We start from the raw sequence: 26,472 nt of genomic DNA, 5'->3' as shown, positions 1-26,472 counted from the left end.
CAGCCGATCCCAGGTTTGGCTGACCGGATGGTGCTGATCGGAGTAGAGAACGTGGCCACCCCCAGGTGGGCCACCAGAGGCCGCCAAGCGGCCACAGTAGGCCTGGGCAAAGCCCTGAGAAGCCTCCCCTCGGGCATCCGCCTGGTCATAGGCCTGGCCTGGCAGGCATCTCCCAGACTCACCGCCGCGGCCGGCGCCGTCCACCTGCTCTCCGGCTGCGTGACCGCCTTCGGGCTGCTGGCCACGGCCGACGTCTTCGCCGCCCTCCTCCGCGACGGCCCGACCCCCGACCGCGTGAAAGCATCACTCCCGGCTTTGGCCGTAGTGATCGCCTCCTACGCCGTAAGAGCCTTGCTCGACGCCGCGGTCGCCGCCGTGGAAGGCTCCCTACGCCCGCTGGTCACCACAAAAGCCAACGACGAAGTAACCGCCGTCCTGGTCCGCGCGAACCTCTTGGCCTTCGAAGACGCGGACTTTCGGGAACTGGCACGCCAGGGCGGCCGACACGGAGTCCGCAGCCTCGACAGCAGCCTCCGCACCTCGGCCACGCTCATCTCGGCGGGCATTTCCATGATCGCGGCGATAGTCACGGCCGGCCTGCTCGACCCCTGGCTCGTCCCGGCCCTGATGCTGGCCGCGGTGGCCAATGCCTGGGCCGCGGCCCGCGTGTCCAAACTGCGCTACCAGCACTTCCTCGACTCGGTCACGCGCAACATGCGCAAGAGCGTGGTCGAGGGCGTGGCGACCGAACGGACCTTCGCGCTGGAACGGCACGCGTTCGTGCTCCAGGAAACGCTGCTGGACGAGTACCGCCGCATCTCCGTCAGCCTGGTCCGCGACCAGGTGCGCATGGCCCACCGCACGAACCTGGTGCAGCTCACCGGCCGTGCGCTCGCGGGCATCGGCACGGGCGCGGCGTACGGCGTGCTCGGCCTACTGCTCGCGTCCGGCGGGATGGAGTTGGCGTTGGCGGGCACGGCCGTGCTCGCGATGCGCACCGGCTTCTCCGCGTTGTCCCGCACGACCAGCGCGGTGAACTCGCTCTACGAGGACTCGTTCTACCTGGACTTCTACCGACGACTGCTGGCCGAGGGCGCCGAACAGGCGCAGTCGACGTCGGGCGTGACCGCGCCCGCCGATCCGGAGCGGATCACGCTCACCGACGTCTCCTTCACCTACCCCGGCAAGGACGAGCCCGCGTTGCGCGACGTGAACCTCACCGTCGAACGCGGCGAGGTGATCGCCCTGGTCGGCGAGAACGGCTCGGGCAAGACCACGCTGGGCAAGGTTCTGACCGGCCTGTTCCCGGCCTCGTCGGGCATGGTCCGGTGGGACGACGTCGACCTCGCCGACGCCGACCCGCGCACGGTCCACCGCTCGATCGCGGTGATCGCCCAGGACCCGGCGCAGTGGCCGATGACCGCGCGCAACAACGTGGCCGTCGGCCGCCTGGACCGCGACGACCCGGACGCGTGGCAGTCCGCGGTGACCCGTTCCGGCGCGGACGAGGTGATCGCCACGCTCCCGGCGGGCGCCGACACGGTGCTGTCCCGCCAGTTCAACGACGGCCAGGACCTGTCCGGCGGCCAGTGGCAGCGCATGGGCATCGCCCGGGGCATGTACCGCGACGCCGCGGTCCTCGTGGCCGACGAGCCGACGGCCGCCTTGGACGCCAAGGCCGAGGCCCGGGTGTTCACCGGGTTGCGCGCGGCGGCGGCCCGCCGCACCACGATCCTGGTGACCCACCGGCTGGCCAACATCCGCAACGCGGACCGGATCGTCGTCCTGGACCGCGGCGTCGTGGTCGAGCAGGGCACGCACGACGAGTTGATGGCCCTGAACGGCCAGTACTTCGAGCTGTTCGAACTCCAGGCCGCCGCCTATCGGGGCGACCTGCTCGCCGATCCGTCCTGACCCGGGGCCTCGTGGTTCAGCAGCCAGCGCTTGGCGTCCACTCCCCAGCGGAAGGCGCCGATCGCGCCGCCCGAGCGGATCACGCGGTGACAGGGCACGAACAACGTCGCCGCGTTGCGCGCGCACGCGGAAGCCGCCGCGCGCACCGCCGACGGCCGACCGGCCAGCCCCGCGTACTCGGCGTAGCTGACGGGTTCGCCCGCCCGGACGTCGCGCAACACGGCCAGGGCCCGGTCCATGAAGTCGCCGGCCCGCTGCCGGACCGGGACGTCGTCGATCGCGGTCAGGTCGCCCGCGTGGTAGTCGCGGACGGCGCGGGTCACCCGGCCGAGGTCCCGGCGCGTGGTCAGTGCCGTCGGCCGCAGGGACGGCGACACCCGGGGGAGCAGGTCGTCGGTGGTCCCGGTCCAGCCGCTGGCCAGCACGGCTCCGTCCGCCGCCACGACGGCGGTGAACGGTCCGATAGGGGTGTCCACAGTGGACACGTACGCGGTCACGCGATCCTCCTGGAGTGCAGGGCGGCGTACGAGCGCCAAGGGCGCCACGCCGCGTTGTCGGTGGTCGACGGCACGTCGGGCGCGCCGAGCACGCGCACCACGACCTGCCTGGCGATGTCGGCGCCCACGCCGGGGAACGCGGTCAGCCGAGCCTCCAACTCCGCCTGGTCGCAGCCGACGTCGACGACGAGGCCGCCGTCCGCCAGGGCGCGGGCCACGGGGGAGTCCACGGCGGCGGGCTCGGGGTAGAGGTGGGTCACTTCGCCGTCGGGCACGCGCAGGGGCTCTCCCGCGCGACGGTGGCCCAGCAGTCGCAGCAGGGTCTCGGCGCCGTCGACGCTGCCGGGCAGCCGTACGCCGGGTCGAGCGAGGACGGACGGGCGCAGCGCGGGGTCCGCCGACAGGAACGAGTCCACGGCCTGCGGATCGGCGTCCAGGTCCAGCAGCCGGCGCACCCGGCTCACCGCACTGCCCAGGTCGCGCAGGTCGGTCAGCCGCAGCGAGCACCGCACGTGCCCGTCCGACGGCTCCAGCAGCACCGTGCCCTCGCCGTGCGGCAGTCGCAACGAGCGGGCGTACGACGACCAGGTCACGTGCTCCACGCCGGGGATCGCCTCGACGGCGAAGACCTCCAGCAGTCCCGCGAAGTCGAACGGCGGCCGGTACGGCAGTCGCAGCACGATCCGGCCCGGCGCACCCACCGCGCACCGGCGTGCCCGCATGGCCGACGGCGTCGAGGCGAACACCGCGCGGATGGTGTCGTTGAACTGCCGCACGCTCGCGAACCCGGCCGCGAACGCCACGTCGGCGAACGACAGGTCGGTCGTCTCGATCAGCAGCCTGGCCGAGTGGGCCCGGTGGGCGCGGGCCAACGCCAGCGGCCCGGCGCCCAGCTCGGCGGTGAGCACGCGGGTCAGGTGCCGCTCGGAGTACCCGAGGCGGCTCGCCAGGCCCGACACGCCCTCGCGTTCCACGACGCCGTCGGAGATCAACCGCATCGCCCGCGCGGCCAGGTCGGCGCGCAGGTTCCACTCGGGAGAGCCGGGCACGGCGTCGGGCAGGCAGCGGCGGCACGCGCGGTAGCCGGCCGACTGCGCCGCGGCGGCGGTGGGGTAGAACTCGGCGTTGCGGCGCTTGGGCGTCACGGCCGGGCACGAGGGCCGGCAGTAGATCCGGGTGGTGCGCACCGCGAGGATGAAGCAGCCGTCGAACCGGGCGTCCCGGGCCGCGACCGCCCGGTAGGCGCGTTCGTCGTCAACGAGCATGGACACCACTCTGCCAGGGCTTCCACCTGGGTTCTCGCGGAAATCGGACACGGGGGTGGACAGCGTAGACTCACCACCCGTGAGTTTGACCCTCGGTATCGTCGGCCTGCCCAACGTCGGCAAGTCCACCCTGTTCAACGCCCTCACGCGCAACGACGTGCTGGCGGCGAACTACCCGTTCGCGACCATCGAGCCGAACGTCGGCGTGGTGCCGCTGCCCGACGCGCGGCTGGCGAAGCTCGCGGAGATCTTCGGCTCGGAGCGCGAGGTGCCCGCCGTGGTGTCGTTCGTCGACATCGCGGGCATCGTGAAGGGCGCGTCGGAAGGCGCGGGCCTGGGCAACAAGTTCCTCGCCAACATCCGCGAGGCCAACGCGATCTGCCAGGTGATCCGCGTGTTCGCCGACGACGACGTGATCCACGTCGACGGCCGCGTGGACCCCGCGTCCGACATCGAGACGATCAACACCGAGCTGATCCTCGCCGACCTCCAGACCCTGGAGAAGGCGATCCCGCGCCTGGAGAAGGAGGCGCGCACGGTCAAGGACCGGCGCCCGGCGCTGGACGCGGCGAACAAGGCCAAGGAGATCCTCGACGGCGGTCGCACGCTGTTCTCGGCCCAGTCCGAAGTGGACGGCGACCTACTGCGCGAGCTGAGCCTGCTGACCACGAAGCCGTTCCTGTACGTGTTCAACGCCGACGAGTCCGTGCTCACCGACGACGCGAAGCTCAAGGAGCTGCGCGAGCTGGTCGCACCGGCCGACGCGGTGTTCCTCGACGCCAAGGTCGAGGCCGAGCTGCTGGAGCTGGACGAGGAGTCCGCCCGGGAGCTGCTGGAGTCGATCGGCCAGCACGAGCCGGGCCTGCACGCATTGGCCCGCGCCGGTTTCCACACGCTCGGGCTCCAGACCTACCTCACGGCCGGTCCCAAGGAGTCGCGTGCCTGGACGATCCCGCAGGGCGCCACGGCGCCGCAGGCGGCGGGCGTGATCCACACCGACTTCGAGCGCGGGTTCATCAAGGCCGAGGTCGTGTCGTTCGCGGACCTGGTCGAGGCGAAGTCGATGACCGCCGCGAAGGCGGCCGGCAAGGTCCGGATGGAGGGCAAGGACTACGTCATGGCCGACGGCGACGTGGTCGAGTTCCGCTTCAACGTCTGAGTGACGGTCGGGGCGGCGTCCACGCGGGACGCCGCCCCGACCGGGTCTCAGTGCAGCTGCTTGCGGCTGTGGCGGGCCATGGCGAAGACGCCACCGGCGGTGCCCAGCATGCCCAGTGCTGCGATCGCGAACACGACGATGTCGGCGGTCATGCGAATCCCCTTGCGTTGATCTCCCACTCGTCAGACGTCCGGGTACCCGGAATAGTGGCCTCGTAGTCACGCAATTCACACGATCGTGGAGGAACCTGGTGCACCTGCGAGCCGTCGAAGCCCGGTTGCTCGCCGTCGCGCCGTGGGTGTTCGGCGTGTCCCTGGCGGGCCACCTGCTCATGGTGGCGTTCCAGACCAAGATGACCATGATCGACCTCATGGTCTACCGGAACGGCTCGCCGGAGCTGTTCACCGGGAACCTCTACGACTGGCGACTGTCCGAGTTCTCCGACAAGTTCGCCCTGCCGTTCACCTATCCGCCGTTCTCGGCGTTGCTCTTCCTGCCGCTGTCGTGGATCCCGTGGGGCGCGGCCCGCTGGTTCTGGCAACTGCTGTCGCTGGCGTGCCTGTGGCTGATCACGAAGCAGTCGCTCCGGCTGATCGGCGCGCACGACTCCAGACGCGTCCTGCTGTGGACCGGCCTGCTGGTCTGGGTCGAGCCGGTGCGCACGACCCTCAACTACGGCCAGATCAACCTCGCGCTGTGCGCGTTGCTGCTCGTGACGTTGGTGAGCCTCAAGGACTCCGTCGCGGGCGCGGGCGTCGGCATCGCGGCAGGCATCAAGCTCACCCCGGCGATCTCCGGGCTCTACTTCCTGGTCACCAAGCGGTTCCGGGCCGCCGCGCTGTCCGCTGCCGCGTTCGTCGGCACGGTCGCGATCGGCTACGCCGTGAGCCCCGGCCAGTCCCACCGGTTCTGGTTCGAGCTGCTCGGCGACGCCGACCGCGTCGGCCCGGTCGGGTCGGCGATCAACCAGTCGCTGCGCGGCGCGCTGTCCCGCACGGTCGGCCACGACGTCGGCTCGGGCCCGGTCTACCTGGCGGGTGTGGCGGTGGCCGTGGCGCTCACCGCATGGGCGTTGCACGCGGCACGCCGCGACACGCTCGCCATGATCGTCGCGGTGCAGTTCCTGGGCCTGCTGGTCAGCCCGATCTCGTGGAGCCACCACTGGGTCTGGGTGGTGCCCGCGCTGATGTGGCTGCTCTACCGCGCGAACCACCCGATCGCCAGGATCACGGCCGGGCTGTGGGTCCTGGCGATCGGCGGCTACCTGATCTCGATCCTGCTCATCCTCCAGCCGTCCATCTGGATCATCGAACGGCCGTGGTACCTGTCGGCGCTGGGCTGGGCCTACCCGGCGCTCGGGCTGCTCACCCTCGTCGCGATCGTGGTCTCGCTACGCGTGCGCCGCGAGGACCCGGTCGATCTCCTCAGCCAGTGACACGTCCAGCGCGGTGATCCCGCCGCTGGAGTGCGTGGCGCACCGGAAGGTCAGCGTGCGCCACCGGATGTCGATGTCCGGGTGGTGGTCGTCGCGCTCCGCGATCTCCGCGACGCGGTCCACCACCTTGATCGCCTGCGCGAACGAGGACAGCTCGGCGGTGCGCACGAGGGCCGCGTTCCGGGCGATCCACCCGGGGAGGTGGGACAGGGCATTGGTCACCTGGTCGTCGGTCAGCAGTTCGGCCATGCGTCGAGCCTTCCACCCCGTCGAGTAAAATGCCTGTTCACCCACGGGAGTCCGGCGCGCCGGGCTGAGAGGGGGGCACGCCGGCCCCCGACCGTCCACACCTGATCCGGGTCATGCCGGTGTAGGGAGAGACGATGCTCCGCCGTGTCCTGGCCGCCGCCTCCGTGCTGGCGCTCGCCGCGTGTTCGGCCACCGAGCCGACCCCTTCGCAGGGCGAACGCGTGGTGACGCTCGTGACCCACGACTCGTTCGTGGTGAAGCCCGAACTGCTCGACGCGTTCAAGGCCGAGACCGGCATCACGGTCAAGCAGGTCGCCAGTGGCGACGCGGGCGAGCTGACCAACAAGCTCGTGCTCACCAAGGACAGCCCGATCGGCGACGTCGCGTTCGGCGTCGACTCCACGTTCGCCTCGCGCGCCCTCAAGGAGGGCGTGTTCGCCGAGTACGACAGCGGCGCGGCGAAGAACGGCGCCCAGCGGTACGCGCTCACGCCCGCGAACCGGCTGCACGCGGTCGACGTCGGCGACGTGTGCCTGAACTACGACATCGCCGCTTTGAAGGACAAGGGCGAGCCGCAGAAGTTCGCCGACCTGCTCGACCCGAAGTACAAGGACCTGCTCGTCGTCGAGGACCCGGCCACGTCCTCGCCGGGCCTGGCGTTCCTGCTGTCCACGATCGCCACGTACGGCGACGGCGGCGACAGCGACTGGCGCACCTACTGGGCCGGTCTGAAGGCCAACGGCGTCAAGGTCGTCAGCGGCTGGGAAGAGGCGTACACGCAGGACTTCTCCGGTTCGGCGGGCAAGGGGCCGCGGCCGATCGTGGTCTCCTACGCGTCGTCGCCGTCGGCCGAGATCGGCGCGGACGGCAACCCGCGCACCAGGGCCGTGTTCGACACCTGCTACCGCCAGGTCGAGTACGCGGGCGTGCTCAGCGGCGCCAAGAACACCGAGGACGCGCGCAAGGTCGTCGACTTCCTGCTCTCGGAGAAGTTCCAGTCGACCGTGGCCGAGAACATGTACGTGTACCCCTCGCGCGAGGGCGTCTCGCTGCCCGAGTCGTGGGCCAAGGCCGCGCCGCTGCCCCCGTCCTCCCGGACCGTGCCCGCCGACCTCCTCGACGCCAAGCGCGAGGAGTGGGTCAAGCAGTGGCGTTCGCTCGTCGTCGGCTGACCTGGGCGCTCGCGTCCCTGCTGCCGCTGGCGTTCCTGGGCGTCTTCTTCCTCTGGCCGGTCGTCGCGATCGTGGGCCTGGGCCTTCGTGACGGCGTCCAGGTCGACGCGGACACCTGGGGCCTGGTCGGGTTCACGCTCGGCCAGGCCGCCGCCGCGACGGCCGTGGCGCTGGTGGCCGGCCTGCCCGTGGCCTACCTGCTGGCCCGGTGTCGCGTGCGCGGCACCGGGGTGGTGCGCGCGGCCGTGATGGTGCCGTTCGTGCTGCCCACGGTCGTGGTCGGGTTGGCGTTCCGCGCGTTGTGGCCCGACGGCGGCGTGCTGCCGATCGTGCTGGCCAACGCGTTCTTCAACGTCGCCGTCGTGGCCCGCACGGTCGGCGGGCTGTGGGCGCGGCTGGACCGGCGGGTGGAGGACGCGGCCCGGTCTTTGGGCGCGTCCCGGCTGCGGGCGTTCCGGTCGGTCACGCTGCCCGCGCTGGCGCCCGCGATCGGGTCGGCGGCGGCCGTGGTGTTCCTGTTCTGCTCCACAGCGTTCGGGGTCGTGCTGGTGCTCGGCGGCGCCCGCTACCGCACGTTGGAGACCGAGATCTACCTGCGCACGGTCCAGTTGCTGGACCTGTCGGGCGCGGCGACGTTGTCGTTGCTCCAGTTCGCGGCCGTGATCGCGGTGCTGGTGATCGGCGTCGTGACCAGGCGCCGACGGGAACGCGGCCTGCCGCTGCGGGTCGAACCGCCGCGCCGGCCCGGCGGCGGCGAGTGGGTCGTGGTGGGCGCGGCGTGGCTGGTCGTCGGCGTGCTGCTGGTGCCGGTGGTCGCGTTGACCGTCCGCTCGCTGTCCACTGTGGATGGATGGAGCCTCGCGGGCTACCGGGCGCTGGCGGGTACCGGCGAACGGGGCACGCTCGTCGTGTCCGGGCTCGACGCGGCCGTGCGGTCGCTGCGCGCGGCCACCGACGCGACGATGATCGCGCTGGTCGTGGGCGTGCTGTCGGCGGTCGTGCTGGTCGGTCTGCGCCGGTCCGGGTCGTGGTTCGCCGAAACCCTGGACACCGCGCTGATGCTGCCGCTGGGCGTGTCGGCGGTGACGGTCGGCTTCGGCTACCTGATCACGATGGACGCGCTGCCCGGCGACTTCCGCACGTCACCGCTGCTGGTGCCGCTGGCCCAGGCGCTGGTCGTGACGCCGCTGGTCGTGCGGATCGTGCTGCCCGTGCTGCGCGCGGTCGACGAACGGCTGCGCCAGGCCGCCGCCACGCTGGGCGCGTCGCCGTGGCGGGTGTGGCGCGAGGTCGACTTCCCGCTGGCCTTCCGGTCGCTGGTCGCGGCGGCCGGGTTCGGGTTCGTGGTCGCGCTCGGCGAGTTCGGCGCGACCAGCTTCCTGGCCAGGCCGGACGCGGCCACGCTGCCGGTCGTGATCGCCCGGCTGATGTCGCGGCCCGGCCAGCTCAACAGCCAGCTGGCCTACGCGGCGTGCGTGCTGCTGATGGTCGTGACCACCGTGACCGTGCTGCTGATCGAACGGCTGCGCGTGCCCAGCAGCGGGGAGTTCTGATGGCGTTGGCAGTGCGTGGGCTCGACGTCCGCTACGGCGACGTGAAGGCGGTGTCCGGGGTCGACCTGGAGATCGCCGACGGCGAGGTCGTCGCGCTGCTCGGCCCTTCGGGATGCGGCAAGTCGACGCTGCTGCGGGCCGTGGCCGGACTGGAACGCCCCAGCGCGGGCACGATCGCGTGGGACGGCGGCGATCTCGCGCGCGTGCCCGTGCACCGGCGCGGATTCGGGCTCGTGTTCCAGGACGGGCAGCTGTTCCCGCACCGGGACGTGGCGGGCAACGTCGCGTTCGGGCCGCGCATGGCCGGTGTCGACAAAGCGACCCGGGACCGGCGCGTGGCCGACCTGCTCGCCCTGGTCGGCCTGGCCGACTACGGGCGGCGGCGGGTCACCGAGCTGTCCGGCGGCGAGCAGCAACGCGTCGCGTTGGCCCGCGCGTTGGCCGCCGAACCCCGGCTGCTGCTGCTCGACGAACCGCTGTCCGCGCTCGACCGGGCGTTGCGCGAACAGCTCGCGCTGGACCTGGCCCGACTGCTGCGCGACACCGGGGCCACCGCGTTGGTCGTGACGCACGACCACGACGAGGCGTTCACGCTCGCCGACCGCGTGGCCGTGCTGCGGGCCGGGCGGATCGTGCAGGTCGGGCCGCCCGTCGACGTGTGGCGGCGGCCGGCGGACGACGACACCGCGCGGTTCCTCGGCTGCGGCCGGGTGCTCGACGCGGACGCCGCCCGGCGCCTGGTCGGCGTCGACCACCGCGTGGGACTGCGGTCGACGGCGTTGCGGGTCGACGCCGACGGGTCGCTCGCGGGCGTGGTGCGGGCACGCGTCCACCGGCGTGACCACGTGCGGCTGGTCGTCGTGGTCGACGGCGAGGGCGAGTTCGACGCGGTCGCCCCGGTCGCCCGTCCCCCCGAACCGGGCGACCGGGTGCGGTTGGCCGTCGACGACGACGGCCTCGCGCTCATCGGCTGAGCGCGTACTCCACGTCGCCGTGCTCGGCGCCCGGGATCGGGTCCGGCCAGTCCTCGTGGAACGTCCGCACGTACACCAGCCCGGCCTTCTCCAGCACCCGTCGCGACCCGGTGTTCACCGCCATCGCGGTGGCCACGACCCGGTGGACGCCCAGGTCGGCGAACCCCTTGGCGACCAGCGCGGTCGCACCCTCGGTCGCGTACCCGCGGCCCCAGGACGACGGGTGCAGCCGGTAGCCGAGTTCGCGCACGCCCTCGGCCACCGGACTCAGCTCGAACCAGCCGACGAACGCGCCCGAGGACTTCTCGATCCCCGCCCACCAGCCGACCCCGCCGACCACCTTCGGCATGACCTCGCGTTCGACCTCGTCGCGTGGCACCGGGCGGCCGGTGTCGATGTAGCGCATCACGTCCGGCTCGGCCAGGAGCCGCGCGACGTCGTCGACGTCGGAAGGTTCGATGGCGCGCAGCACCAGGCGTGGGGTCTCCAGGAACATGGGCCTAATTGTCCTTGGTGGACAAGCGGATCACCGCGAGCGACAGTCCGACCAGGATGTAGCAGCCGGCGACGGCCGTCGCGTTCCACAGCTGCCCGGTCGGCAGCGGGTCGCGCATGACGTCGGCCAGCCCCTCCCACGTGGACGTGATCAGGTACGGGCGCAGCCACGACAGCGAGTCGAACAGGCCCAGCACGGTGAACACGATCGTCCCGGCCAACGTCGAGGCCATCACGACCAGCGGGTGCTCGGTGCACGTGGAGATCGCCAGCGCGATCGCCGCGACCCCCCACATCTGCACGACGACCAGCACGGCGGTCAACCCCACCCGGCCCAGGCCCGCGCCGAACGGCAGCGTGCTGCCCGACAGCGTCAACAGGCCGTCGCCGCCGAACAGCAGCACGCCCACGACCACGCCGACCACGGTGATCAACGCGACCGCCAGCACCGACATCGTGGCGATGCCGAACGACTTGATCGCCAGCAGCCGCACCTTGCCCACCGGCGAGATCATCAGCCCGCGCAGCGTGCCGTGCTGGGCCTCGCCCGCGATCCCGTCCGCCGACCAGATCGCGGCGACCAGCGGCAGCAGCATGGGCAACGCCAGGAACAGCGTGAACACCGGCAGCGCCAGGCCGTTGCCGCCGATGATCGCCGAGATGCCCGGACCTTCCGGCGGCGAACCGTCGGTGACCGAGAACCACAGGCCGACCCCGGCCAGGATCGGCACCAGGCACAGCGACGCCAACCCGATCACCGTGCGCGGGCGGCGCAGGATCCAGCGCAGCTCCGAGCGCAGTTGCCGGCCCAGTGGCGCGCGCGTCGCGACCGCGGTGCTCATCGCGCCCCCTCCTCGATCGTGTCCACGGCCGACAGGCTGTGCTCGGACTCCTCGGCGTCGGTGAGCCGGGCGAACAGGTCTTCCAGGCCCGCGCGGTGCCGGCGGGCCTCGTGCACCTCGACACCGGCCTCGACCAGCGTCCGCACCACCACGGGTGCGGTCGTGCCGATCAGCTCGACCCGGATGCCCTCCCCGAGCGGCCGGGCCGAGATCCGGCCCGCGCGCAACGCGGTCAGTGCCGCGTCCACGTCCGGCGTCTCGATCAGCAGCGCGCTGCTGTCGGCCTGGAGCAGTTCGGTCAGGCCGCCCTGGGCCACGACCGTGCCGCGGTGCAGCACGGCGACGTGCGTGCAGATCGCCTCGATCTCGCTGAGCAGGTGCGACGACACCACGACCGTGCTGCCGTCCGCGTGCAGGTCGGCGATCACCTTGCGCACCTCGCGGGTGCCCGCCGGGTCGAGGCCGTTGGTCGGCTCGTCCAGCACGATCAGCTTGCGCCGGACGAGCAGCGCCGCGGCCAGGCCGAGACGCTGCTTCATGCCCAGCGAGTAGCCCCGGTACCGGCGGTGCGCCGCACCGCCGAGCCCGACGCGTTCCAACGCGTCCTCCACCGCCTGCCGGATCGAGCCCGTGGCCAGCAGCGGCTCGAACGCCGCCACCCGCCGCAGGTTCTCCCGTCCGGACAGGAACGGGTGGAAGCCCGGACCCTCGACCAGCGCGCCGACGTGCGGCAGCGCCTGTGCGGCGCCGTCGGGCAGCCGCCGGCCCAGCAGTTCGACCTCCCCCTCGGTCGGCCTGACCAGGCCCAGCAGCATCCGGATCGTGGTGGTCTTGCCGGACCCGTTCGGGCCGAGCATCCCCAGGACGGCCCCCTCCGGCACGTCCAGGTCCACGCGGTCCACCGCGACCGTCCGCCCGTACACCTTGCGCAGTCCCCGCGTCCGGGCGGCGAGGACCGGGGTGGGGTCGGCCGGGGCCGCCCCCACCCACGCGCTGGTCGAGGCGGTCACTTCACCTGACCGATCGCCTCGAAGAGCACCTGCTCGGGCACGGCACCGGCCACGACCCGGCCGTCGTCGGCCACCAGCGCCGAGCCGACCTTCGTCGTGATCAGCACGCCGTTGCCCCACGCGCCGGAGACCGGCTTGCCCAGCCGCTTGAGCAGGTCCTGGGGGTTGCCCTCCAGGCCTTCGGGCTTGCCGTGCTTCTCGGTTGCCTCGTCCTGGAGTTCGCCGAGCTTGTCGAACCGGACGCGCGTGCCGACCACGGTGTCCCACCCGTCGCCGATGACGACCGGCTGGACGCCGTCCAGCGCCTCCCGGGCCTTGTCCTTCTCCTCCTCGGACGGGCCGTCGGCCTCGTTCACGATCTTGGCGCCGGCCGGCGGCGTGAACGCGAACAGCGCCGGGTCCTGCGCGCCGACGGACAGCTGCGAGAAGCCGATCCGCGCGGCGGGCTCGTTGGTGCCGTTGGTGTACACCGCGATCCGCAGCGGCAGCCGCAGCTCGGCGTCCACCGCGATGCGCACCTCGCGCAGCACGGTCTTCTCCGTCGGCTTGGGCGTGAGGACCAGCTCGTACGCGGCCCGGTCGGCGACGCGCGCCGTGCCGTCCACGGACACCGTGCTGAACTCCTCGACCCTGGTGACGACCTCGCGGGCCACGGTGACGGGGTCGACCGCACCGTCCTTGACCTCGGGCTTCTCGCCGGGGCCGTGCGGGAACCTGGCGACGGTCTTCTCGGCCGAGTTCCACAGCCACGCCGTGGAGCCGTCGTCGACGAACGTCTTGTCCGAGTCGCCCGACGGTGCCTGGACGCGGAACTTGCCCGTGCCGTCGCTCCAGACGCGCAGCCCGCTGTCGCCGTCCGTCAACTGCGCTGGCACGCCCGGCAGTCCGGGCAGGCCCAGGTCGTTGTCGACGTCGACCGACCCGCCGAACGCGGCCGGCTTGGCGGTGAGCACCGACTCGACCAGCGCCTGCGGTTCGATCGCGGGCAGGACGGGTGCGGGACCCGCACCCGCGGGCATGGCCAGCACCCCCATGCCGACCACGCCGGCGACCACACCGGCCGCCGCGGCGGCCACGGTCACCCTTCTCCGGTTCATCGGTCCCTCCTCCTTCGTGTCGCGTACGAGGTGAACGCTCCTCCGGTCGGACTGAGACCACGCTGAGAGCCTGAGAGCGCGCTGAGACCCCGAGCCGATTGTCCCTTCCGTTGGGCATGCTGTGGTACGTGAGACCGAGAGTGCTGGTTGTCGACGACGAGGTCGGTGTCCGCCGCGCGTTGGAGCGTGGGTTGTCCGCGGAAGGCATGGAGGTCGTCACGGCCGCCGATGGCCCCAACGCGCTGCGCGTGGCGTTGACCGGGGCGTTCGACGTGGTGCTGCTGGACATCATGCTGCCGGGGCTGAGCGGGTACCGGGTGCTCCAGCGGATGCGGGCCGAGGGCGTGCGCACGCCGGTGCTGATGGTGTCGGCGAAGGACGGCGAGGTGGACCAGGCGGATGGGCTCGACCTGGGCGCCGACGGGTACCTGGTGAAGCCGTTCTCGTTCGTGGTGCTGGTCGCCCAGGTCCGGGCGTTGCTTCGACGCAACACAGCGGACTCGGGCCGGCGCCGGCTGAAACTGGGGGAGCTGGTCGTCGACCGGGCGACGCGTGAGGTGAGCTGGGCGGGTGAGCAGCTGTCGCTGTCGCCGCGCGAATACGCCGTGCTGGACGTTCTTGCCGGCCGGGCGGGTTCGGTCGTGACGAAGGACGAACTGCTGCGCGCGGTGTGGGGCGACGAGCAGGCGGCGACCCGTAACGCGGTCGAGGTGTACGTGGGGTATTTGCGGCGCAAACTCGACGCCATGGGCGCGGGCGAGGTCGTGCGAACCGTGCGCGGCCACGGCTACCTGGCGTCGACGCCGGACCTCGACGCCGCGTTGGGCGCGGCGTCGAGCAGGCGGCGGTGAACCCGCGCCGGTGGTGGCTGCGGCGCACGCTGCGGTTCCGGATCACCGTGGTGGCCACCGGCGTTGCGTTGCTGTGCCTGCTCGCGTTGACGTTGCTCGCGCCGAGGCTGATCGGGTTCGTGCAGGTCAGCGCCGTGGACCGGGAGCTGTCACGGGCCGGGGTGACCAGGGTGCTCGACGTCGCGGGCGTGCCTTTGGACGGCGGCGGCTTTCTGGACCTGACCCCGTCGGACATCAGGTCCCTGAAGGCGGGCGAGTCGGTACTGCGCCTGGACGGCGCGTCGGCCCACCGCTGGACCGGCCGGGTCGTGTTCGCGGCGGACGGAACGCCCGAACTGCACGTGTCGGGGGACGTCCTGGTCGGCTACCAGGAGGCGAACGAGCTCGGCACCCGGTGGCTCGCCGTGGCGGCCGTGCTGGTGGCCGGGCTCGTGGGGATCGCGACGTGGCTGGCCGTCCGGTCGTCGCTGCGCCCGGTGGAGCGGATGCGCGCGGCGGCGGGGGAATTGCCACGCGGGCAAAGACTGCCGGTGCCCGCGGCACGCGACGAACTCCAGGCTTTGGCCGAGGCTTTGAACGCCCTGTTGGCGCGTCGGGACGAGGCAACCGAGCGTTTGCGCCGTTTCACCGGAGATGCTGCCCACGAACTGCGTTCGCCCGTGACATCCGTACGGGCCCAGGCAGAGGTAGCCGTAGCCCACCCCGATCCGGACTTCTCGATCGAGGTGCTGGAGTCGATCGTGGAGGAGTCGGAGCGACTGTCGGCTTTGGTCGACGCGTTGCTGCTACTCGCCCGCGCCGACACCGGTGAACTCCCTCGCGCCGAACCCGTCGACCTGGCCTTGGGCGCCCAGTCCGCCGTTGACCGGCTTGGTTCCAAGGAACTCCTGGTTCAGGTAAGCGCCCCCATCAGTGCCTGCCTGATCTCAGCAGCCCACACCGAGGTGGAGTTGGTCCTCGACAACCTTCTGCGCAACGCCGCACGCCACGCCCGAACGCTGATCAGGGTGTCGGTCCTGCCGGCAGGCCGCCAAGTGCGCCTGCTGGTAGACGACGACGGCCCCGGCATCCCGGAGGAACACCGCCAAAAGGTCTTCGACCGCTTCTACCGGGTCGACTCCGACCGAGGCCGCGCAACGGGCGGCTTCGGCCTGGGCCTGGCTTTGGTGGCCCACCTCGTAAGCCGCCGCCGAGGAGCCGTAAGGGCAACCGAATCCCCCGAGGGCGGAGCCCGCCTGGAAATTCGCTGGCCCGCTTACCGGTGATGGAGACTTCTGCCCTGGCCGCCGTCGGCTGAGCTATTCGATTCGGATCATCCGGTATGCCCATCACTCTCGAAACAGGCCGGGACCACCCCCGCATGTGCGGGGAGCGTCCGACCCGGACCCTTCCCGGGACCGGCGGCGGGGGACCACCCCCGCATGTGCGGGGAGCGTGTCAGGCGCCCCTGCTCGGCTGCCTGCACGGTGGGACCACCCCCGCATGTGCGGGGAGCGTTAGTCTCGCCTACACCTGCCGTCGCAGCCAGACGGACCACCCCCGCATGTGCGGGGAGCGTCTGGCAGACGGAAAGCACGTCCACGCCCACCGGACCACCCCCGCATGTGCGGGGAGCGTTGGGCGAACCTCTACACGTCCACTGTGGAGAACGGACCACCCCCGCATGTGCGGGGAGCACACTTCCTGACCTGCGCGTCTTCGAACCAGAACAGTGTTTCTCATTTACTTGTTCTCGTGTCGCCGTGATCGACACTCAGGCACAAGCTCTCTCGGATGGTGCCAGTATGAGGGACGACCGAGGGGACGGATGGACGACACGAACGCCTGGCTCGTGCGAGGACCGAGCGGCACCTTCAACGACGATGCCGGAGCAGCGTTGCGCGAGTGGCGCAAGGCGGCCAAGCAGAACCAGACCTCGGTGGCGGCCGTGCTCGGCATCACGCAGCAGAACCTCAGTCAAATGGAGAACGGTGCTCGTCCGGTCTCCTTGGAACTGCGTCGGAAGTTCGTCGAACGTCTGGGCATCGCTCCCGAAGACCTCGGGCTGTCCGGAGGCCAAGCCCGTGGCCTCATCGCATCCGACGACGCCAGTCCCGAGATCGCCTCAAGCCGAGTTCGGTGGCGTGCTCAGCGGCGGTGGTTGAACCAGAGCCGGTCAGCGCTCGCCCGGCTCGCCGTACGGCTGTACCAGCCGCAGCACCGCGTTCCCCGCACTCCGCTGATCACCGCACCGAAATGGCCTTGGCATGCATGGACGGCATTCCGGACAACCCCGATCAGCTCCGTGGGCGGTTGCCGTTCCGCGAACTGATCGGCGATCCGTTCGATCCTGCCCGTCGCGCGATCATCCCCGCCATCACCACGCTCACGATCAGGCTGCGCCGACACCCTGCCGAGCCTTCGTTCCTGTTGCACTGGCGCGATCCCGCGAAGGTCGCCACCGCCGGCGGGGTGTACGACGTCATCCCGGCCGGCGAGTTCCAGCCGTCGAGCGTCGCTCTGTGGGACCGCAGGAACGACTTCGGCCTGTGGCGCAACATCGTCCGCGAGTACCCCGAAGAACTGCTGGGCGAACCCGAACACGACGGCACCCGCACGCAGCCGATCGACTACGACAACTGGCACCTTTACCGGGCGCTCGGCGAGGCACGAGCCGCGGGCAAGCTCGGGTCGTTCTTTTGGGCATCGGCATGGACGCCCTGACACTCGCGGCGACCATCCTGACCGTCGTGGTGATCGACGATGACGTGTTCGAGAGGCTCTTCGGCGATGCCGTCCGCTACAACGAAGAGGGTGAGATCGTGTCGGTCGGTGGTGGCACTCCTACCGAAGGCATTCCGTTCACCCAGACCGCCGTGGAGCGTATGTTGACGTCCGAGCCGATGGCTTCGCCCGGTGCTGCCTGCCTGGCCTTGGCCTGGCGACATCGTCGCCTCCTACTCGGGTTGTAACCAGGCTTTTCGAGTCAGCCGATATCACCCCGCCAATGCGGGGTCGGGGAACGTTCCTCACGTAGTTCCCCCGCGAGCGGGGAGGAACGTTTCCATTCCTCCCCGCTCGCGCGGGGGTGAGAGGACACCATGCCGACCTCTGACCAGTGGCTTCAAGTGCGCGCCTACCTGGGTGAACACCGCCATGTCTTGACTTTGAAGGCCACAGCCGAGTACCCCGACATCCCCAAGGTCGCGGGCACGTCGCTGCTGACCGACCCACTGTGGACGCCCAGCGCGCCCATACCGCTCGCGGACATCGGCCTTCAACACCAAACCGGCCACGACTTCCACGGTGTCGACGGCACAGAGGGGTTCGCCGTCGCGCACCTCCCCGACGACACACAAGGCCACCACTACCGCAGCTACTCGGCGGCCATGGCCGACCTCGCCGCACCCAGCGTCTTCCAGAACCGATCGACCTACCGGCTGCTGGACGCCGACCTCACCACCTCCACGGGCCGACTCCTCTTCGGCAGCGGCACGTACTTCGACGGAATCGACGTAGGCGAGGCGAGCGCCCACGAGTTCGCCGCCCGCGAGCTGGGCCTGGTCGACGATCTGAAGCTGCGCGAGGCGATCGGTGCTCCGTGCGACCCGGCCCGCCGCCCGACCAACGTCGCGATCAGCACGCTGACCCTCCGCCACGACCGTGAGGCCGGCACCGCCCAGTTCTTCCTCCACTGGCGCGATCCGAAACGGGTCGGCCATGCGGGCGGTCTCTATCAGGTACTGCCGGTCGGCATCTTCCAGGCGTCCAGCGACGAATCGTGGAATCAGGACAACGACTTCGACCTGTGGCGCTGCATGGTCCGCGAGTTCTCGGAAGAGCTGCTCGGAACCTCCGAGGAACACGGCAGCGACCAGGCGCCGATCGACTATGAAACCTGGCCGTTCGCCGCACAGATCACCCAGGAGCTTGGCACGGGCGTACGCGCGTACTACCTGGGCATGGGTGTGGACCCGTTGACCCTGGCCACGGACATGCTCACGGTCGCCGTGGTCGACGCGCCGCTGTTCGACACGCTGTTCGGCAACATCGTGGAAACCAACGACGAAGGCCGGATTCTGAAGGCTCAACGGTTCACCGAAGACACCGTCGGGCGCTTCGCCCACAAAGAACCGACTCAGGCCGCCGGTGCCGCGTTGCTGGCACTTGCCTGGAGCCACCGGGACGCGTTGCTGAGCTAGTCGTCTACTACGCCGCGTTGTACAAGCGAGCGTTGTTGGATTCCGAGCCCTTCCAACGGCGAAGCTGTGAACCACCGCAGCAACGCCGTTGGAAGGAGGAATCCCGATGGCATTCACGGCCGCCGCGAACCCTCGCCCTGTTTTCGCGGACGCGTACCGGATTAGCTGTGGTCGAGCACGGAATCTTCACACGATCCACCTCGGTGCTGCCGGGCACGGCGGGTTCGGATCGGGTTGTTCCACCAGCATTGCGTACCAGTTGCATCGACGCAACATTCCTGGAGGTAGGAAGATGGAGAGTTCGACGGCCGACACCGGTGTGACCGATTCGTTGCTGTGGAAGGCGCGTTTCGGTGAGGTCGTCCGGGGCATGGTGGTCGATTTCGCGCCCCGGTTGTTCGCGGTGGTGCAGGAGTACGGCGACCGGGTGGACGGTCGGGTCGCGGCGTGGGGGATGGCGTTCCCCGATCACGCCGAGGTCGTGTCGGTGGAGGGCGGTCTCCGGATGACGCTGGGGGAGGTGGATTCGGTGCTGCCGGCGTTCGCCACGCGGGAGGGCGTGTCGGCGTCGGTGGTGTGGCTGCCCGCGTTCAACGCCCGCTTGACCGAGCCGGTGGACGTGGTGGACGACGTCGAGGACGAGACGGAACCGTGGTGGTGACCGTCTCCACCGCCTTTCCCGTGCCCGGCTTGGGGATGTCACGCGGCGGGCCGAACGTCTCGACGTCGTTGGGTCGGGCCGGTGAGGCGTTGCGATGGCTCGACCACGTCGTCCGCCGCTCGCCCTGGTCGTCCTGCTGGGCGCGGATGGTGCTCGTCCGGGAGGCGTGGCACGCGGCCCGACTCGACGGCGTCCCCGCCACATTGATCGAGGTGCTGCACCACCTCTTGCCACGCGGGCACGCGGTGGAGGTGGACGCGGGCCTGTTTCCGCACGTGAGTGCCGCACGGGAGGCCATCGCCCATGCCGGGCTGCCCCTGGTGGTCGTGCCGGAACCGCTGGAACGGGTGCTGGTGTCCACCGACCGACGACGACTGCCGTCCGCACTGGCCCGTGCCGGTCTGCTGTCCGGGCCGTGGCTGCCGTTCACCGGGTGGCTCGTCGACCACCCCGGCACCCTCCACGGCGACGACCCGGCCATGATCGCGCTGCTGGCCGACGGCATCGCCGAGACCTGCCACACCGAGATCGCCCTGCTCGACGACCTCCACCACCTGCACACCCGGCTCCTGGGCTGCCTGCCCTCGCCGACCCGGCACCACCGGACCGTGCTGCACGACCTGGCCGGCCGGGGCATGGTCAACGCCCGCGACCCGGCCACCCGCCACGGCCGGCCGTCGAGATCCGCCCACAACGCCCTGGCCCGACTCCGCGACCACGGCATCACCACCCGCCACGGCACCACCGACTACGGCCGATCCCTCTACTCCCCCCGACGCCGTCGCACTCCTGACCGGGAACCGGCCGTGACCCACACGATCCGACTCCGGGCCGTCGAGTTCGCCAAGGCCATGACCCTGGCCGGATACCGGTCCGACTACGCCCTGTCCCAGACCATGGGCCTCAACCGCAGCACCGTCACCCGCGTCCGCACCGGCCACCTCAACCCCGGCCCCGCCTTCATCGCCGGAGCCCTCATCGCCCTGGCACCGATGGAGTTCCACGACCTGTTCAACGTCGTCGCGCGTGGTGAAGGTGGTCGACGAGCAGCGTGAGGCCGTCGGGAATTCGTCTCGGTCGCCGAAACGCGAATTCGGCCGTCACCTGTACAGACCCCCGCCCATCCTCTGGGGGAGCGCCCCGCACCCATTCTACCGGCGTCAGCCGGTCGGGGGCGTGGTGTGGATCTTGGCTGTGGACAACTGAGGGGGCTGTGGACAAGTAGCATTCCCGCGTGTCGGTGGTGAGGGCCACGGCCCTGGTCGATGTACCGGTGGCCACGGTGGCGGGTGCGGTGGTCGATGTGGGCACCCTGGGGGTTCGGGTCGACGGTGGGGGCCTTCTGTACGAGGGTGCCGAGTTCTCTTTGGTCGGGCGGTCTGGTCGTGTTGTTGTCACTCGGGCTGGGCTTGGTGGGGTTGGTGTTCGGGTTGTCGCCGACCGTTCGCCGGAGTTCTGGTTGGGCACCGATGTTCGGGTGACCGGGGCCGGGGTGTTGGTTGTGCACGAGGTCGGGTGGCGTCAGCCTCGTACGGTCTGGGAGCGGGTTGTCGATGTTGCCTTTTGGCGGCGGATCGCGTTGCGGTTGTTGGAAGATCGGGCTGCCAGGGTTGCCAAGAGGATCGAAGAACTCGTTGAGGCGCGGGTTGTCGTCGGGGCGGCTGTTGTGAGGGGTGACCGCCTTCTAGTGCAGCAGCGGGGGTTTCCGGCGGAGGTGGCCGGTAAGTGGGAGTTGCCGGGTGGGCGGGTCGAGGTCGGTGAAGATGACCGCGCGGCTGTTGTCCGGGAGTGTCGTGAGGAGCTTGGCGTCGAAGTAAAAGCACGCCAACAGGTCGGCCTTGACGTTCCGTTGAAGGCCGACCTGCTGTTGCGTGTCTACGCCGCCGATCTCATCAACGGCGAGCCCGTCGCCGAGGAGCACCAAGGCGTCCGTTGGGTTCGGGTCGACGAGCTTGCCGACCTTGACTGGCTCCCGGCCGACCGGGTGTTGGTGCCTGCCCTGCGCGAGTTGCTTTCAGCCCAGGCCGGACACCCTTAGGGCCGATTCCAGCCTGTGCGTCGAGCGGTCACGGGCTCGTTCGGCTCCCGCCGCCCTGATGCGGTCCAGTTCGGTCGGGTCGGCCAACAACGCCAAAGTCCTTTCGCGGACGGGCTTCAGTTCCGCCACCACGGCCTCGGCCGTCGCCTCTTTCAGTGAGGCGTAGTCCGACAGCGAACCGGCCAGTTCGCGGGCTTCCTTGCCCGTGCACGCCGACAGGATCTCCAGCAGGTTGGTCACGCCCGGCTGACCGTCGGGGTCGTACCGCACCTCTCCCCGGTCGTCGGTGACCGCCCTCATGATCTTGCGGCGCACCAGGTCCGGCGGGTCCAGCAGGAACACCGTGCCGGCCGCGTCGGGGGCCGACTTGGCCATCTTCCGGGACGGTTCGGCCAGGTCGCGTACTCGTGCCGCCGTCGGCGCGACGACAGCGCGTGGCACGACGAACACCTCTCCGTACGTCCCGTTGAACCGTCTCGCCAGCACGCGGGCCAGCTCGACGTGTTGCAACTGGTCCTCGCCGACCGGCACCTCGTGCGTCCCCTGGAGCAGGATGTCCGCCGACATCAGCACCGGGTACGTCAGCAGGCTCAACCGCACCGACGCCCGGCCTTCCGACTTCTCCTTGAACTGGATCATCCGGGCCGCTTCGCCGTACGAGCACGTGCACTCCAGCAACCAGGTCAACGCGCCCAGTTCGCGCACCAGATCCGACTGCACGCACACCGACTCCGGGGCGACGCCGGCCGCGACCAGCACGGCCAGCTGCTCCCTGGTCAAGGCGCGCAGCCGTGCGGGGTTGTGCGCGGACGTCATCGCGTGCAGGTCGCTGATGAAGTAGACGTCCTCGGCCGTGCCCTCGGCGGCCCACCTCCGGATCGCGCCCAGGTAGTTGCCGAGCTGGACCTGGCCGGAGGGGGTGATGGCGGACAGTCTGATCATGGGTGGGTCCTCTGGGTCGTGCCCGACCCCGGACACGACGAAGGCCGCCCGGGGCTCGGGCGGCCTTCGTCGAAAGTGCTCGACGCGTAGCTCTAGGGCCGCCGGGAGGCGGGCCACCACGAGCCGTAAACGCGCATGTCCGGGATCGTAGCGGTCCCCGGCTCGGGTGAGTCCCCCGGAGTTCCGCGGCGGCGGATGGTGACTCGTGCGTCAGGTCGTCACCACACCGGGTGAGGCTGACCTCACCCGGGCCGCGTGTGTGGTAATGACGCTCCGCCCGCTAGGCTGTAGAAGGCTGCGCGCGTTCACCCGTCCCGGCGCCTGCCTTCCTCGACAGAAGCTCTAGGAGTTCCGCGTGCCCACGGCCACCGCGTCGATCAAGGAAACGCTGGTCCGCCACGACCTGCGCAACGTCGCGATCGTCGCGCACGTTGACCACGGCAAGACCACTCTCGTCGACGCCATGCTGCGCCAGTCGGGCGCCTTCTCCGAACGTGCCGAGCTGGTCGACCGGGTCATGGACTCGGGCGAGCTGGAACGGGAGAAGGGCATCACGATCCTGGCCAAGAACACCGCCGTCCGGCGGCACACGCCCGACGGCGTGGTCACCATCAACGTGGTGGACACCCCCGGCCACGCCGACTTCGGCGGCGAGGTCGAGCGCGGCCTGTCCATGGTCGACGGCGTCGTGCTGCTGGTCGACGCCTCGGAGGGGCCGCTGCCGCAGACCCGGTTCGTGCTACGCAAGACACTGGCCGCCGGGCTGCCCGTGATCCTCGTGGTCAACAAGGTCGACCGCCCCGACGCCCGGATCGCCGAGGTCGTCGAAGAGGCCCACGACCTGCTGCTCGACCTGGCCACCGAGGTCGGCGCGGACGACTCCGTGCTCGACCTGCCGGTCGTCTACGCCTCGGCGCGGGCCGGCCGCGCGTCGCTGACCCAGCCCGAGGACGGCGGCCTGCCGGACGAGGAGAACCTGGACTCCCTGTTCAAGGTGCTGCTCGACTACATCCCGGCCCCGCTGGGCGACGCCGACGCGCCGCTGCGCGCGCTGGTCACCAACCTCGACGCGTCCACGTTCCTCGGCCGCATCGCGCTGTGCCGGATCGCGTCCGGTCGCATCCGCAAGGGCGAGACCGTGGCCTGGTGCCGCGAGGACGGCTCGGCGCAGAAGGTCCGCATCACCGAGCTGCTGATCACCGAGGCGCTGGAGCGCGTCGCGGCCGAGGAGGCGCGCGCGGGCGACCTGGTCGCGATCGCCGGCATCCCGGAGATCACGATCGGCGACACGCTGGCCGACGCGGACAATCCGGAGCCGCTGCCCCGGATCACCGTGGACGAGCCCGCGATCTCGATGACCATCGGTGTGAACACCTCGCCGCTGGCCGGTCGCAACGGCGGCACCAAGCTCACCGCCCGCCTGCTCAAGTCGCGCCTGGACGCCGAGCTGGTCGGCAACGTGTCGGTGCGCGTGCTGCCCACCGAGCGCCCCGACACCTGGGAGGTGCAGGGCCGCGGCGAGCTGGCGCTGGCCATCCTGGTCGAGCAGATGCGCCGCGAGGGCTTCGAGCTGACCGTCGGCAAGCCGCAGGTGGTCACCCGCCAGGTCGACGGCAAGACCCACGAGCCGTTCGAGCGCCTGAGCGTCGACTGCCCCGAGGAGCACCTCGGCGCGGTCACCCAGCTGCTGGCCAACCGCAAGGGCCGGATGGAGAACATGGACGGCCACGGCACCGGGCGGATCAAGCTCGACTACGTCGTGCCCAGCCGCGGCCTGATCGGCTTCCGCACCGAGTTCCTCACCGAGACCCGCGGCACCGGCATCGCCAACGCGGTCGCCGAGGGCTACGGCCCGTGGGCGGGCGAGATCCGCACCCGGCACAACGGCAGCCTGGTGGCCGACCGGTCCGGTTCGATCACCGCCTACGCGATGATCCAGCTCGCCGACCGCGGCACGTTCTTCGTCGAGCCGGGCGCGGACGCGTACGAGGGCATGGTCGTGGGCGAGAACCCGCGTGCCGAGGACCTCGACGTGAACGTGTGCCGCGAGAAGAAGCTGACGAACATGCGCACGTCGACCGCGGACGTGATGGAGACCCTGGCCCGGCCGCGCAAGCTGTCGCTGGAGGAGGCGCTGGAGTTCTGCGCCGCCGACGAGTGCGTCGAGGTCGCGCCCGAGGTCGTCCGGGTCCGCAAGGTCACGCTCGACGCCAACCAGCGCGGACGCGAGCGCAACCGCCTCAAGCTGCGCGGCTGACCCCGGTCCGCCGCCACCGCCCCCGGTCGTCCCCGACCGGGGGCGGTCGCATGTCGCGCACCTCTCAGATGCGGGGGTTCCTCCGTCGGGCGGTGTCCGCGTCTGGCAATCTCGTGCTCATGACGAGGGGGATCGCGACGCGGCTGCTGGTGCTCGTCGGCCTGCTGGCCGTGACCGCCTGCACCGCGACGCCGCCTCCGCCGCTGGTGCCCAGCACGCCGGGCATGACGGTCGTGCCGAAGGAGAAGCTGAACGAGATCGTCGTCGGTGTCGACGACGTCAAGGGCGGCTACAACCCGCACACGTTCGCCGGCCAGTCGACGATCACCACGGCGCTGGCGTCCGTGCTGCTCCCGTCGACGTTCCGCACGGCGCCCGACGGCGGCCAGGTGCTGGACCGGACGTTGCTGCTCGACGCCCGGGTGACCAGGGCCGACCCGTACACGGTGACCTACACGATCCGCAAGGACGCGAGCTGGTCGGACAGTGCGCCGGTGGCCGCCGAGGACTTCGTCTACCTGTGGCAGCGGATGCGCTCCGAACCCGGCGTGGTCGACCCGGCGGGCTACCGGCTGATCGACGACATCGCCAGCCGCGAGGGCGGCAAGGTCGTCGAGGTCACGTTCGCCAAGCCCTATCCGGGGTGGCGGACCCTGTTCCACGACCTGCTGCCCGCCCACCTGCTCAAGGACGCGCCCGGCGGCTGGTCGACCGCGCTGGACGACAGCTTCCCGGCCAGCGCCGGGCCGTTCTCGGTCAAGTCGCTGGACCGGCCGCGCGGCGAGATCGTGCTGGAGCGCAACGACCGGTTCTGGGAGCAGCCGGCCGCGCTCGACCGGGTCGTGCTGCGCCGTGCCTCCCAGCACGACATAGTCGGCGCCTTGAAGACCGGCGACGACCAGGCCGCGCTCGTCCGGGCCGACGCGATCGCCATGACCGACCTCGCCGAGCTGGGCAAGGCGACCCCGCTCACGATCACGCAGGTGCCGCGCGCCGAGGTCGTCCAGGTCCTGTTGAGGCCCGCCGCGCCACAGTTGTCCGACGTCCGGGTCCGGACGGCCGTGATGAGCGCGTTGGACCGCGACGAGCTGATCGCGATCGGCAGTCGCAGCGGTCCCGGCGCCGGGTTGCGCGCCGACGCCCAGATCGTGCCCCCGACGAAGTCCGGCTACCGGAAGACGCTGGTCGCGACCGATCCGGCGGCCACCGCCCGGCTGTTGTCCGAGGCCGGTTTCTCGAAGCCTGACAACGGTCAGTGGTCACGTGAGGGCCGTCCGTTGAACCTGACGATCGCGGCGCCCGAAGGCGTCGAACCGTATGTCACCATCGCGACCCAGCTACAACGCCGGTTGGCATTGTCCGGAATCGCGTCCGAGGTCCGGACAACGCCCGCGAATGAGTTGTTCGGGGTCGATCTCGCGGGCACAGCTACGTCGAATGGCGAACCGCCGGAAGTCGTCGACATTGCGGTCGTGCCTCTCGTCGACACCGGTGATTCCGCGGCCGTTCTGGCTTCCGCTTTCGGCTGTCGTTCCACGACGGGTGACCCGGGTACACCCATTCCGGCGAATCTGTCGGGTTTCTGCGACCAGTCGATCCAGCCCGTGATCGACGACGCGTTGACCGGTCGGCTGCTGCTGGCCGAGGCGCTCGCGACGGTGGAGCCGGTGCTCTGGCAACAGGCGGTTGCAATGCCGTTGTTCCAGGTGACAGACGTGTTGGTCACGTTGCCGGTGGCTCAGGGGGTATCGGCCGGTGCACCGTTCGCAGGCCCGTTGTCCGGTGCTTCGACCTGGCGTCGCGAAGGACGTTGACAGTTGACACACCCCGAATGGGTACCTCTGGGGTGTGTTCGGACTATGATTTTGACAGTATTCTCG

General features: G+C 70.6%; 25 protein-coding genes, 1 CRISPR repeat array and 1 riboswitch. Of the genes, 17 read left to right on the top strand and 8 right to left on the bottom strand.

Annotated elements, in window-relative coordinates; translation table 11 throughout:
• Positions 1 to 51 precede the first annotated feature (51 nt).
• Positions 52 to 1,914, top strand: a complete 1,863-nt coding sequence (locus F4559_RS28770) for an ABC transporter ATP-binding protein (protein WP_312865871.1) — start codon at positions 52 to 54, stop codon at positions 1,912 to 1,914.
• Here F4559_RS28770 and F4559_RS28765 read toward each other — a convergent pair.
• Both F4559_RS28765 and F4559_RS28760 read right to left on the bottom strand, forming a co-directional pair.
• Positions 1,881 to 2,411, bottom strand: a complete 531-nt coding sequence (locus tag F4559_RS28765) for a methylated-DNA--[protein]-cysteine S-methyltransferase (RefSeq protein WP_184674001.1) — start codon at positions 2,409 to 2,411, stop codon at positions 1,881 to 1,883. The genes F4559_RS28770 and F4559_RS28765 overlap by 34 nt on opposite strands.
• Positions 2,408 to 3,676, bottom strand: a complete 1,269-nt coding sequence (locus F4559_RS28760) for a DNA-3-methyladenine glycosylase 2 family protein (RefSeq protein ID WP_184673999.1) — start codon at positions 3,674 to 3,676, stop codon at positions 2,408 to 2,410. Before F4559_RS28760 ends, F4559_RS28765 begins: the two co-directional genes overlap by 4 nt.
• A gap of 79 nt (positions 3,677 to 3,755) precedes the next feature.
• On the opposite strand from F4559_RS28760, the gene ychF reads away from it, so the two are divergent.
• Together ychF and F4559_RS28750 are read left to right on the top strand one after the other, a co-directional pair.
• Positions 3,756 to 4,835, top strand: a complete 1,080-nt coding sequence (gene ychF, locus F4559_RS28755) for a redox-regulated ATPase YchF (RefSeq protein WP_184673997.1) — start codon at positions 3,756 to 3,758, stop codon at positions 4,833 to 4,835.
• Positions 4,836 to 5,085: 250 nt separating this feature from the next.
• Positions 5,086 to 6,270, top strand: coding sequence for a mannosyltransferase (locus F4559_RS28750; protein ID WP_184673995.1), 1,185 nt, complete (start codon positions 5,086 to 5,088; stop codon positions 6,268 to 6,270).
• On the opposite strand, the gene F4559_RS28745 is transcribed toward F4559_RS28750, so the two are convergent.
• Entirely contained in the window at positions 6,226 to 6,519 is a 294-nt protein-coding gene (locus F4559_RS28745; RefSeq protein ID WP_184673992.1) for a 4a-hydroxytetrahydrobiopterin dehydratase, read from the bottom strand. The genes F4559_RS28750 and F4559_RS28745 overlap by 45 nt on opposite strands.
• A gap of 33 nt (positions 6,520 to 6,552) precedes the next feature.
• A riboswitch (TPP riboswitch) is annotated at positions 6,553 to 6,665 on the top strand.
• Here F4559_RS28745 and F4559_RS28740 point away from each other — a divergent pair.
• The 3 genes from F4559_RS28740 (at position 6,654) to F4559_RS28730 (ending at position 10,218) form a co-directional block, all read left to right on the top strand.
• Positions 6,654 to 7,691: a thiamine ABC transporter substrate-binding protein gene (locus tag F4559_RS28740; protein WP_184673990.1), complete on the top strand. Its 1,038-nt coding sequence runs from the start codon at positions 6,654 to 6,656 to the stop codon at positions 7,689 to 7,691. (Overlaps the previous riboswitch by 12 nt.)
• A complete protein-coding gene (locus F4559_RS28735) occupies positions 7,667 to 9,244 on the top strand; it encodes an ABC transporter permease (RefSeq protein ID WP_312865870.1) in 1,578 nt (525 codons plus the stop codon). The genes F4559_RS28740 and F4559_RS28735 overlap by 25 nt, the downstream gene beginning before the upstream one ends.
• Positions 9,244 to 10,218, top strand: a complete 975-nt coding sequence (locus F4559_RS28730; RefSeq protein ID WP_184673989.1) for an ABC transporter ATP-binding protein — start codon at positions 9,244 to 9,246, stop codon at positions 10,216 to 10,218. Before F4559_RS28735 ends, F4559_RS28730 begins: the two co-directional genes overlap by 1 nt.
• Here the strand turns inward: F4559_RS28730 and F4559_RS28725 are convergent.
• Genes F4559_RS28725 through F4559_RS28710 form a run of 4 tightly spaced genes read right to left on the bottom strand, consistent with a single transcriptional unit; the run spans position 10,208 to position 13,662 of the window.
• Positions 10,208 to 10,714 carry a GNAT family N-acetyltransferase gene (locus F4559_RS28725; RefSeq protein WP_184673988.1) on the bottom strand — a complete coding sequence of 169 codons (507 nt, stop codon included), beginning with the start codon at positions 10,712 to 10,714 and terminating at the stop codon, positions 10,208 to 10,210. The genes F4559_RS28730 and F4559_RS28725 overlap by 11 nt on opposite strands.
• Positions 10,715 to 10,718: 4 nt before the next feature.
• Complete coding sequence (locus tag F4559_RS28720) at positions 10,719 to 11,555, bottom strand: ABC transporter permease (protein ID WP_184673987.1); 837 nt, start codon at positions 11,553 to 11,555, stop codon at positions 10,719 to 10,721.
• Complete coding sequence (locus F4559_RS28715) at positions 11,552 to 12,565, bottom strand: ABC transporter ATP-binding protein (RefSeq protein ID WP_184673986.1); 1,014 nt, start codon at positions 12,563 to 12,565, stop codon at positions 11,552 to 11,554. The genes F4559_RS28720 and F4559_RS28715 overlap by 4 nt, the downstream gene beginning before the upstream one ends.
• Positions 12,562 to 13,662: a LolA family protein gene (locus F4559_RS28710; protein WP_184673985.1), complete on the bottom strand. Its 1,101-nt coding sequence runs from the start codon at positions 13,660 to 13,662 to the stop codon at positions 12,562 to 12,564. The genes F4559_RS28715 and F4559_RS28710 overlap by 4 nt, the downstream gene beginning before the upstream one ends.
• Positions 13,663 to 13,778: 116 nt before the next feature.
• Between F4559_RS28710 and F4559_RS28705 the strand changes: the two genes are divergently transcribed.
• The 9 genes from F4559_RS28705 to F4559_RS28665 all read left to right on the top strand — a co-directional run bounded on the left by F4559_RS28705 (position 13,779) and on the right by F4559_RS28665 (position 21,393).
• Positions 13,779 to 14,513, top strand: a complete 735-nt coding sequence (locus F4559_RS28705) for a response regulator transcription factor (RefSeq protein WP_184673984.1) — start codon at positions 13,779 to 13,781, stop codon at positions 14,511 to 14,513.
• Positions 14,510 to 15,778, top strand: coding sequence for a sensor histidine kinase (locus tag F4559_RS28700; RefSeq protein WP_184673982.1), 1,269 nt, complete (start codon positions 14,510 to 14,512; stop codon positions 15,776 to 15,778). Before F4559_RS28705 ends, F4559_RS28700 begins: the two co-directional genes overlap by 4 nt.
• A gap of 81 nt (positions 15,779 to 15,859) precedes the next feature.
• Positions 15,860 to 16,191: a CRISPR direct-repeat array (repeat unit 29 nt; unit sequence GGGACCACCCCCGCATGTGCGGGGAGCGT).
• A gap of 129 nt (positions 16,192 to 16,320) precedes the next feature.
• Positions 16,321 to 16,824 carry a type II toxin-antitoxin system RelB family anti-toxin gene (gene relB / locus F4559_RS28695; RefSeq protein WP_184673980.1) on the top strand — a complete coding sequence of 168 codons (504 nt, stop codon included), beginning with the start codon at positions 16,321 to 16,323 and terminating at the stop codon, positions 16,822 to 16,824.
• Complete coding sequence (locus tag F4559_RS28690) at positions 16,764 to 17,216, top strand: hypothetical protein (RefSeq protein ID WP_184673978.1); 453 nt, start codon at positions 16,764 to 16,766, stop codon at positions 17,214 to 17,216. The genes relB and F4559_RS28690 overlap by 61 nt, the downstream gene beginning before the upstream one ends.
• Positions 17,204 to 17,464 (top strand): hypothetical protein, encoded by a 261-nt coding sequence (locus F4559_RS28685; RefSeq protein WP_184673976.1) that lies wholly within the window; start codon positions 17,204 to 17,206, stop codon positions 17,462 to 17,464. Before F4559_RS28690 ends, F4559_RS28685 begins: the two co-directional genes overlap by 13 nt.
• A gap of 156 nt (positions 17,465 to 17,620) precedes the next feature.
• Positions 17,621 to 18,694: an XRE family transcriptional regulator gene (locus F4559_RS28680; RefSeq protein ID WP_221447407.1), complete on the top strand. Its 1,074-nt coding sequence runs from the start codon at positions 17,621 to 17,623 to the stop codon at positions 18,692 to 18,694.
• 292 nt (positions 18,695 to 18,986) lie between these two features.
• Positions 18,987 to 19,355, top strand: a complete 369-nt coding sequence (locus tag F4559_RS35605; protein ID WP_246445353.1) for a hypothetical protein — start codon at positions 18,987 to 18,989, stop codon at positions 19,353 to 19,355.
• Positions 19,352 to 20,410: a hypothetical protein gene (locus F4559_RS36590; protein WP_312865869.1), complete on the top strand. Its 1,059-nt coding sequence runs from the start codon at positions 19,352 to 19,354 to the stop codon at positions 20,408 to 20,410. The genes F4559_RS35605 and F4559_RS36590 overlap by 4 nt, the downstream gene beginning before the upstream one ends.
• A 179-nt stretch (positions 20,411 to 20,589) precedes the next feature.
• Positions 20,590 to 21,393, top strand: a complete 804-nt coding sequence (locus tag F4559_RS28665; RefSeq protein WP_184673972.1) for a (deoxy)nucleoside triphosphate pyrophosphohydrolase — start codon at positions 20,590 to 20,592, stop codon at positions 21,391 to 21,393.
• Here F4559_RS28665 and trpS read toward each other — a convergent pair.
• A complete protein-coding gene (gene trpS, locus F4559_RS28660; RefSeq protein ID WP_184673970.1) occupies positions 21,370 to 22,335 on the bottom strand; it encodes a tryptophan--tRNA ligase in 966 nt (321 codons plus the stop codon). The two genes, F4559_RS28665 and trpS, sit on opposite strands and share 24 nt — an antisense overlap.
• A 355-nt stretch (positions 22,336 to 22,690) precedes the next feature.
• On the opposite strand from trpS, the gene typA reads away from it, so the two are divergent.
• Entirely contained in the window at positions 22,691 to 24,592 is a 1,902-nt protein-coding gene (gene typA, locus F4559_RS28655) for a translational GTPase TypA (protein ID WP_184673968.1), read from the top strand.
• Between the two features lie 119 nt (positions 24,593 to 24,711).
• The gene (locus tag F4559_RS28650) at positions 24,712 to 26,406 is read left to right on the top strand and encodes an ABC transporter family substrate-binding protein (RefSeq protein WP_184673966.1); all 1,695 of its coding nucleotides are present in this window, start codon (positions 24,712 to 24,714) and stop codon (positions 26,404 to 26,406) included.
• Positions 26,407 to 26,472 lie beyond the last annotated feature (66 nt).

This window comes from Saccharothrix violaceirubra, assembly GCF_014203755.1.
GTDB lineage: Bacteria > Actinomycetota > Actinomycetes > Mycobacteriales > Pseudonocardiaceae > Actinosynnema > Actinosynnema violaceirubrum.
Note: the sequence above shows the minus strand (reverse complement) of the source record. Positions and strands in the feature narration are given on the sequence as shown.

Bases quoted from the DNA above. Each gene is read 5' to 3' on its own strand.
- F4559_RS28740 (WP_184673990.1), top strand. From the start codon at position 6,654: ATGCTCCGCCGTGTCCTGGCCGCCGCCTCCGTGCTGGCGCTCGCCGCG.
- F4559_RS28690 (WP_184673978.1), top strand. From the start codon at position 16,764: ATGGACGGCATTCCGGACAACCCCGATCAGCTCCGTGGGCGGTTGCCG.
- F4559_RS28725 (WP_184673988.1), bottom strand. From the start codon at position 10,714: ATGTTCCTGGAGACCCCACGCCTGGTGCTGCGCGCCATCGAACCTTCC.
- trpS (WP_184673970.1), bottom strand. From the start codon at position 22,335: ATGATCAGACTGTCCGCCATCACCCCCTCCGGCCAGGTCCAGCTCGGC.
- relB (WP_184673980.1), top strand. From the start codon at position 16,321: ATGGACGACACGAACGCCTGGCTCGTGCGAGGACCGAGCGGCACCTTC.
- F4559_RS28685 (WP_184673976.1), top strand. From the start codon at position 17,204: ATGGACGCCCTGACACTCGCGGCGACCATCCTGACCGTCGTGGTGATC.
- F4559_RS35605 (WP_246445353.1), top strand. From the start codon at position 18,987: ATGGAGAGTTCGACGGCCGACACCGGTGTGACCGATTCGTTGCTGTGG.
- F4559_RS28745 (WP_184673992.1), bottom strand. From the start codon at position 6,519: ATGGCCGAACTGCTGACCGACGACCAGGTGACCAATGCCCTGTCCCAC.
- F4559_RS28705 (WP_184673984.1), top strand. From the start codon at position 13,779: ATGCTGTGGTACGTGAGACCGAGAGTGCTGGTTGTCGACGACGAGGTC.
- F4559_RS28710 (WP_184673985.1), bottom strand. From the start codon at position 13,662: ATGAACCGGAGAAGGGTGACCGTGGCCGCCGCGGCGGCCGGTGTGGTC.
- F4559_RS28760 (WP_184673999.1), bottom strand. From the start codon at position 3,676: ATGCTCGTTGACGACGAACGCGCCTACCGGGCGGTCGCGGCCCGGGAC.
- F4559_RS28650 (WP_184673966.1), top strand. From the start codon at position 24,712: ATGACGAGGGGGATCGCGACGCGGCTGCTGGTGCTCGTCGGCCTGCTG.
- F4559_RS28720 (WP_184673987.1), bottom strand. From the start codon at position 11,555: ATGAGCACCGCGGTCGCGACGCGCGCGCCACTGGGCCGGCAACTGCGC.
- F4559_RS28730 (WP_184673989.1), top strand. From the start codon at position 9,244: ATGGCGTTGGCAGTGCGTGGGCTCGACGTCCGCTACGGCGACGTGAAG.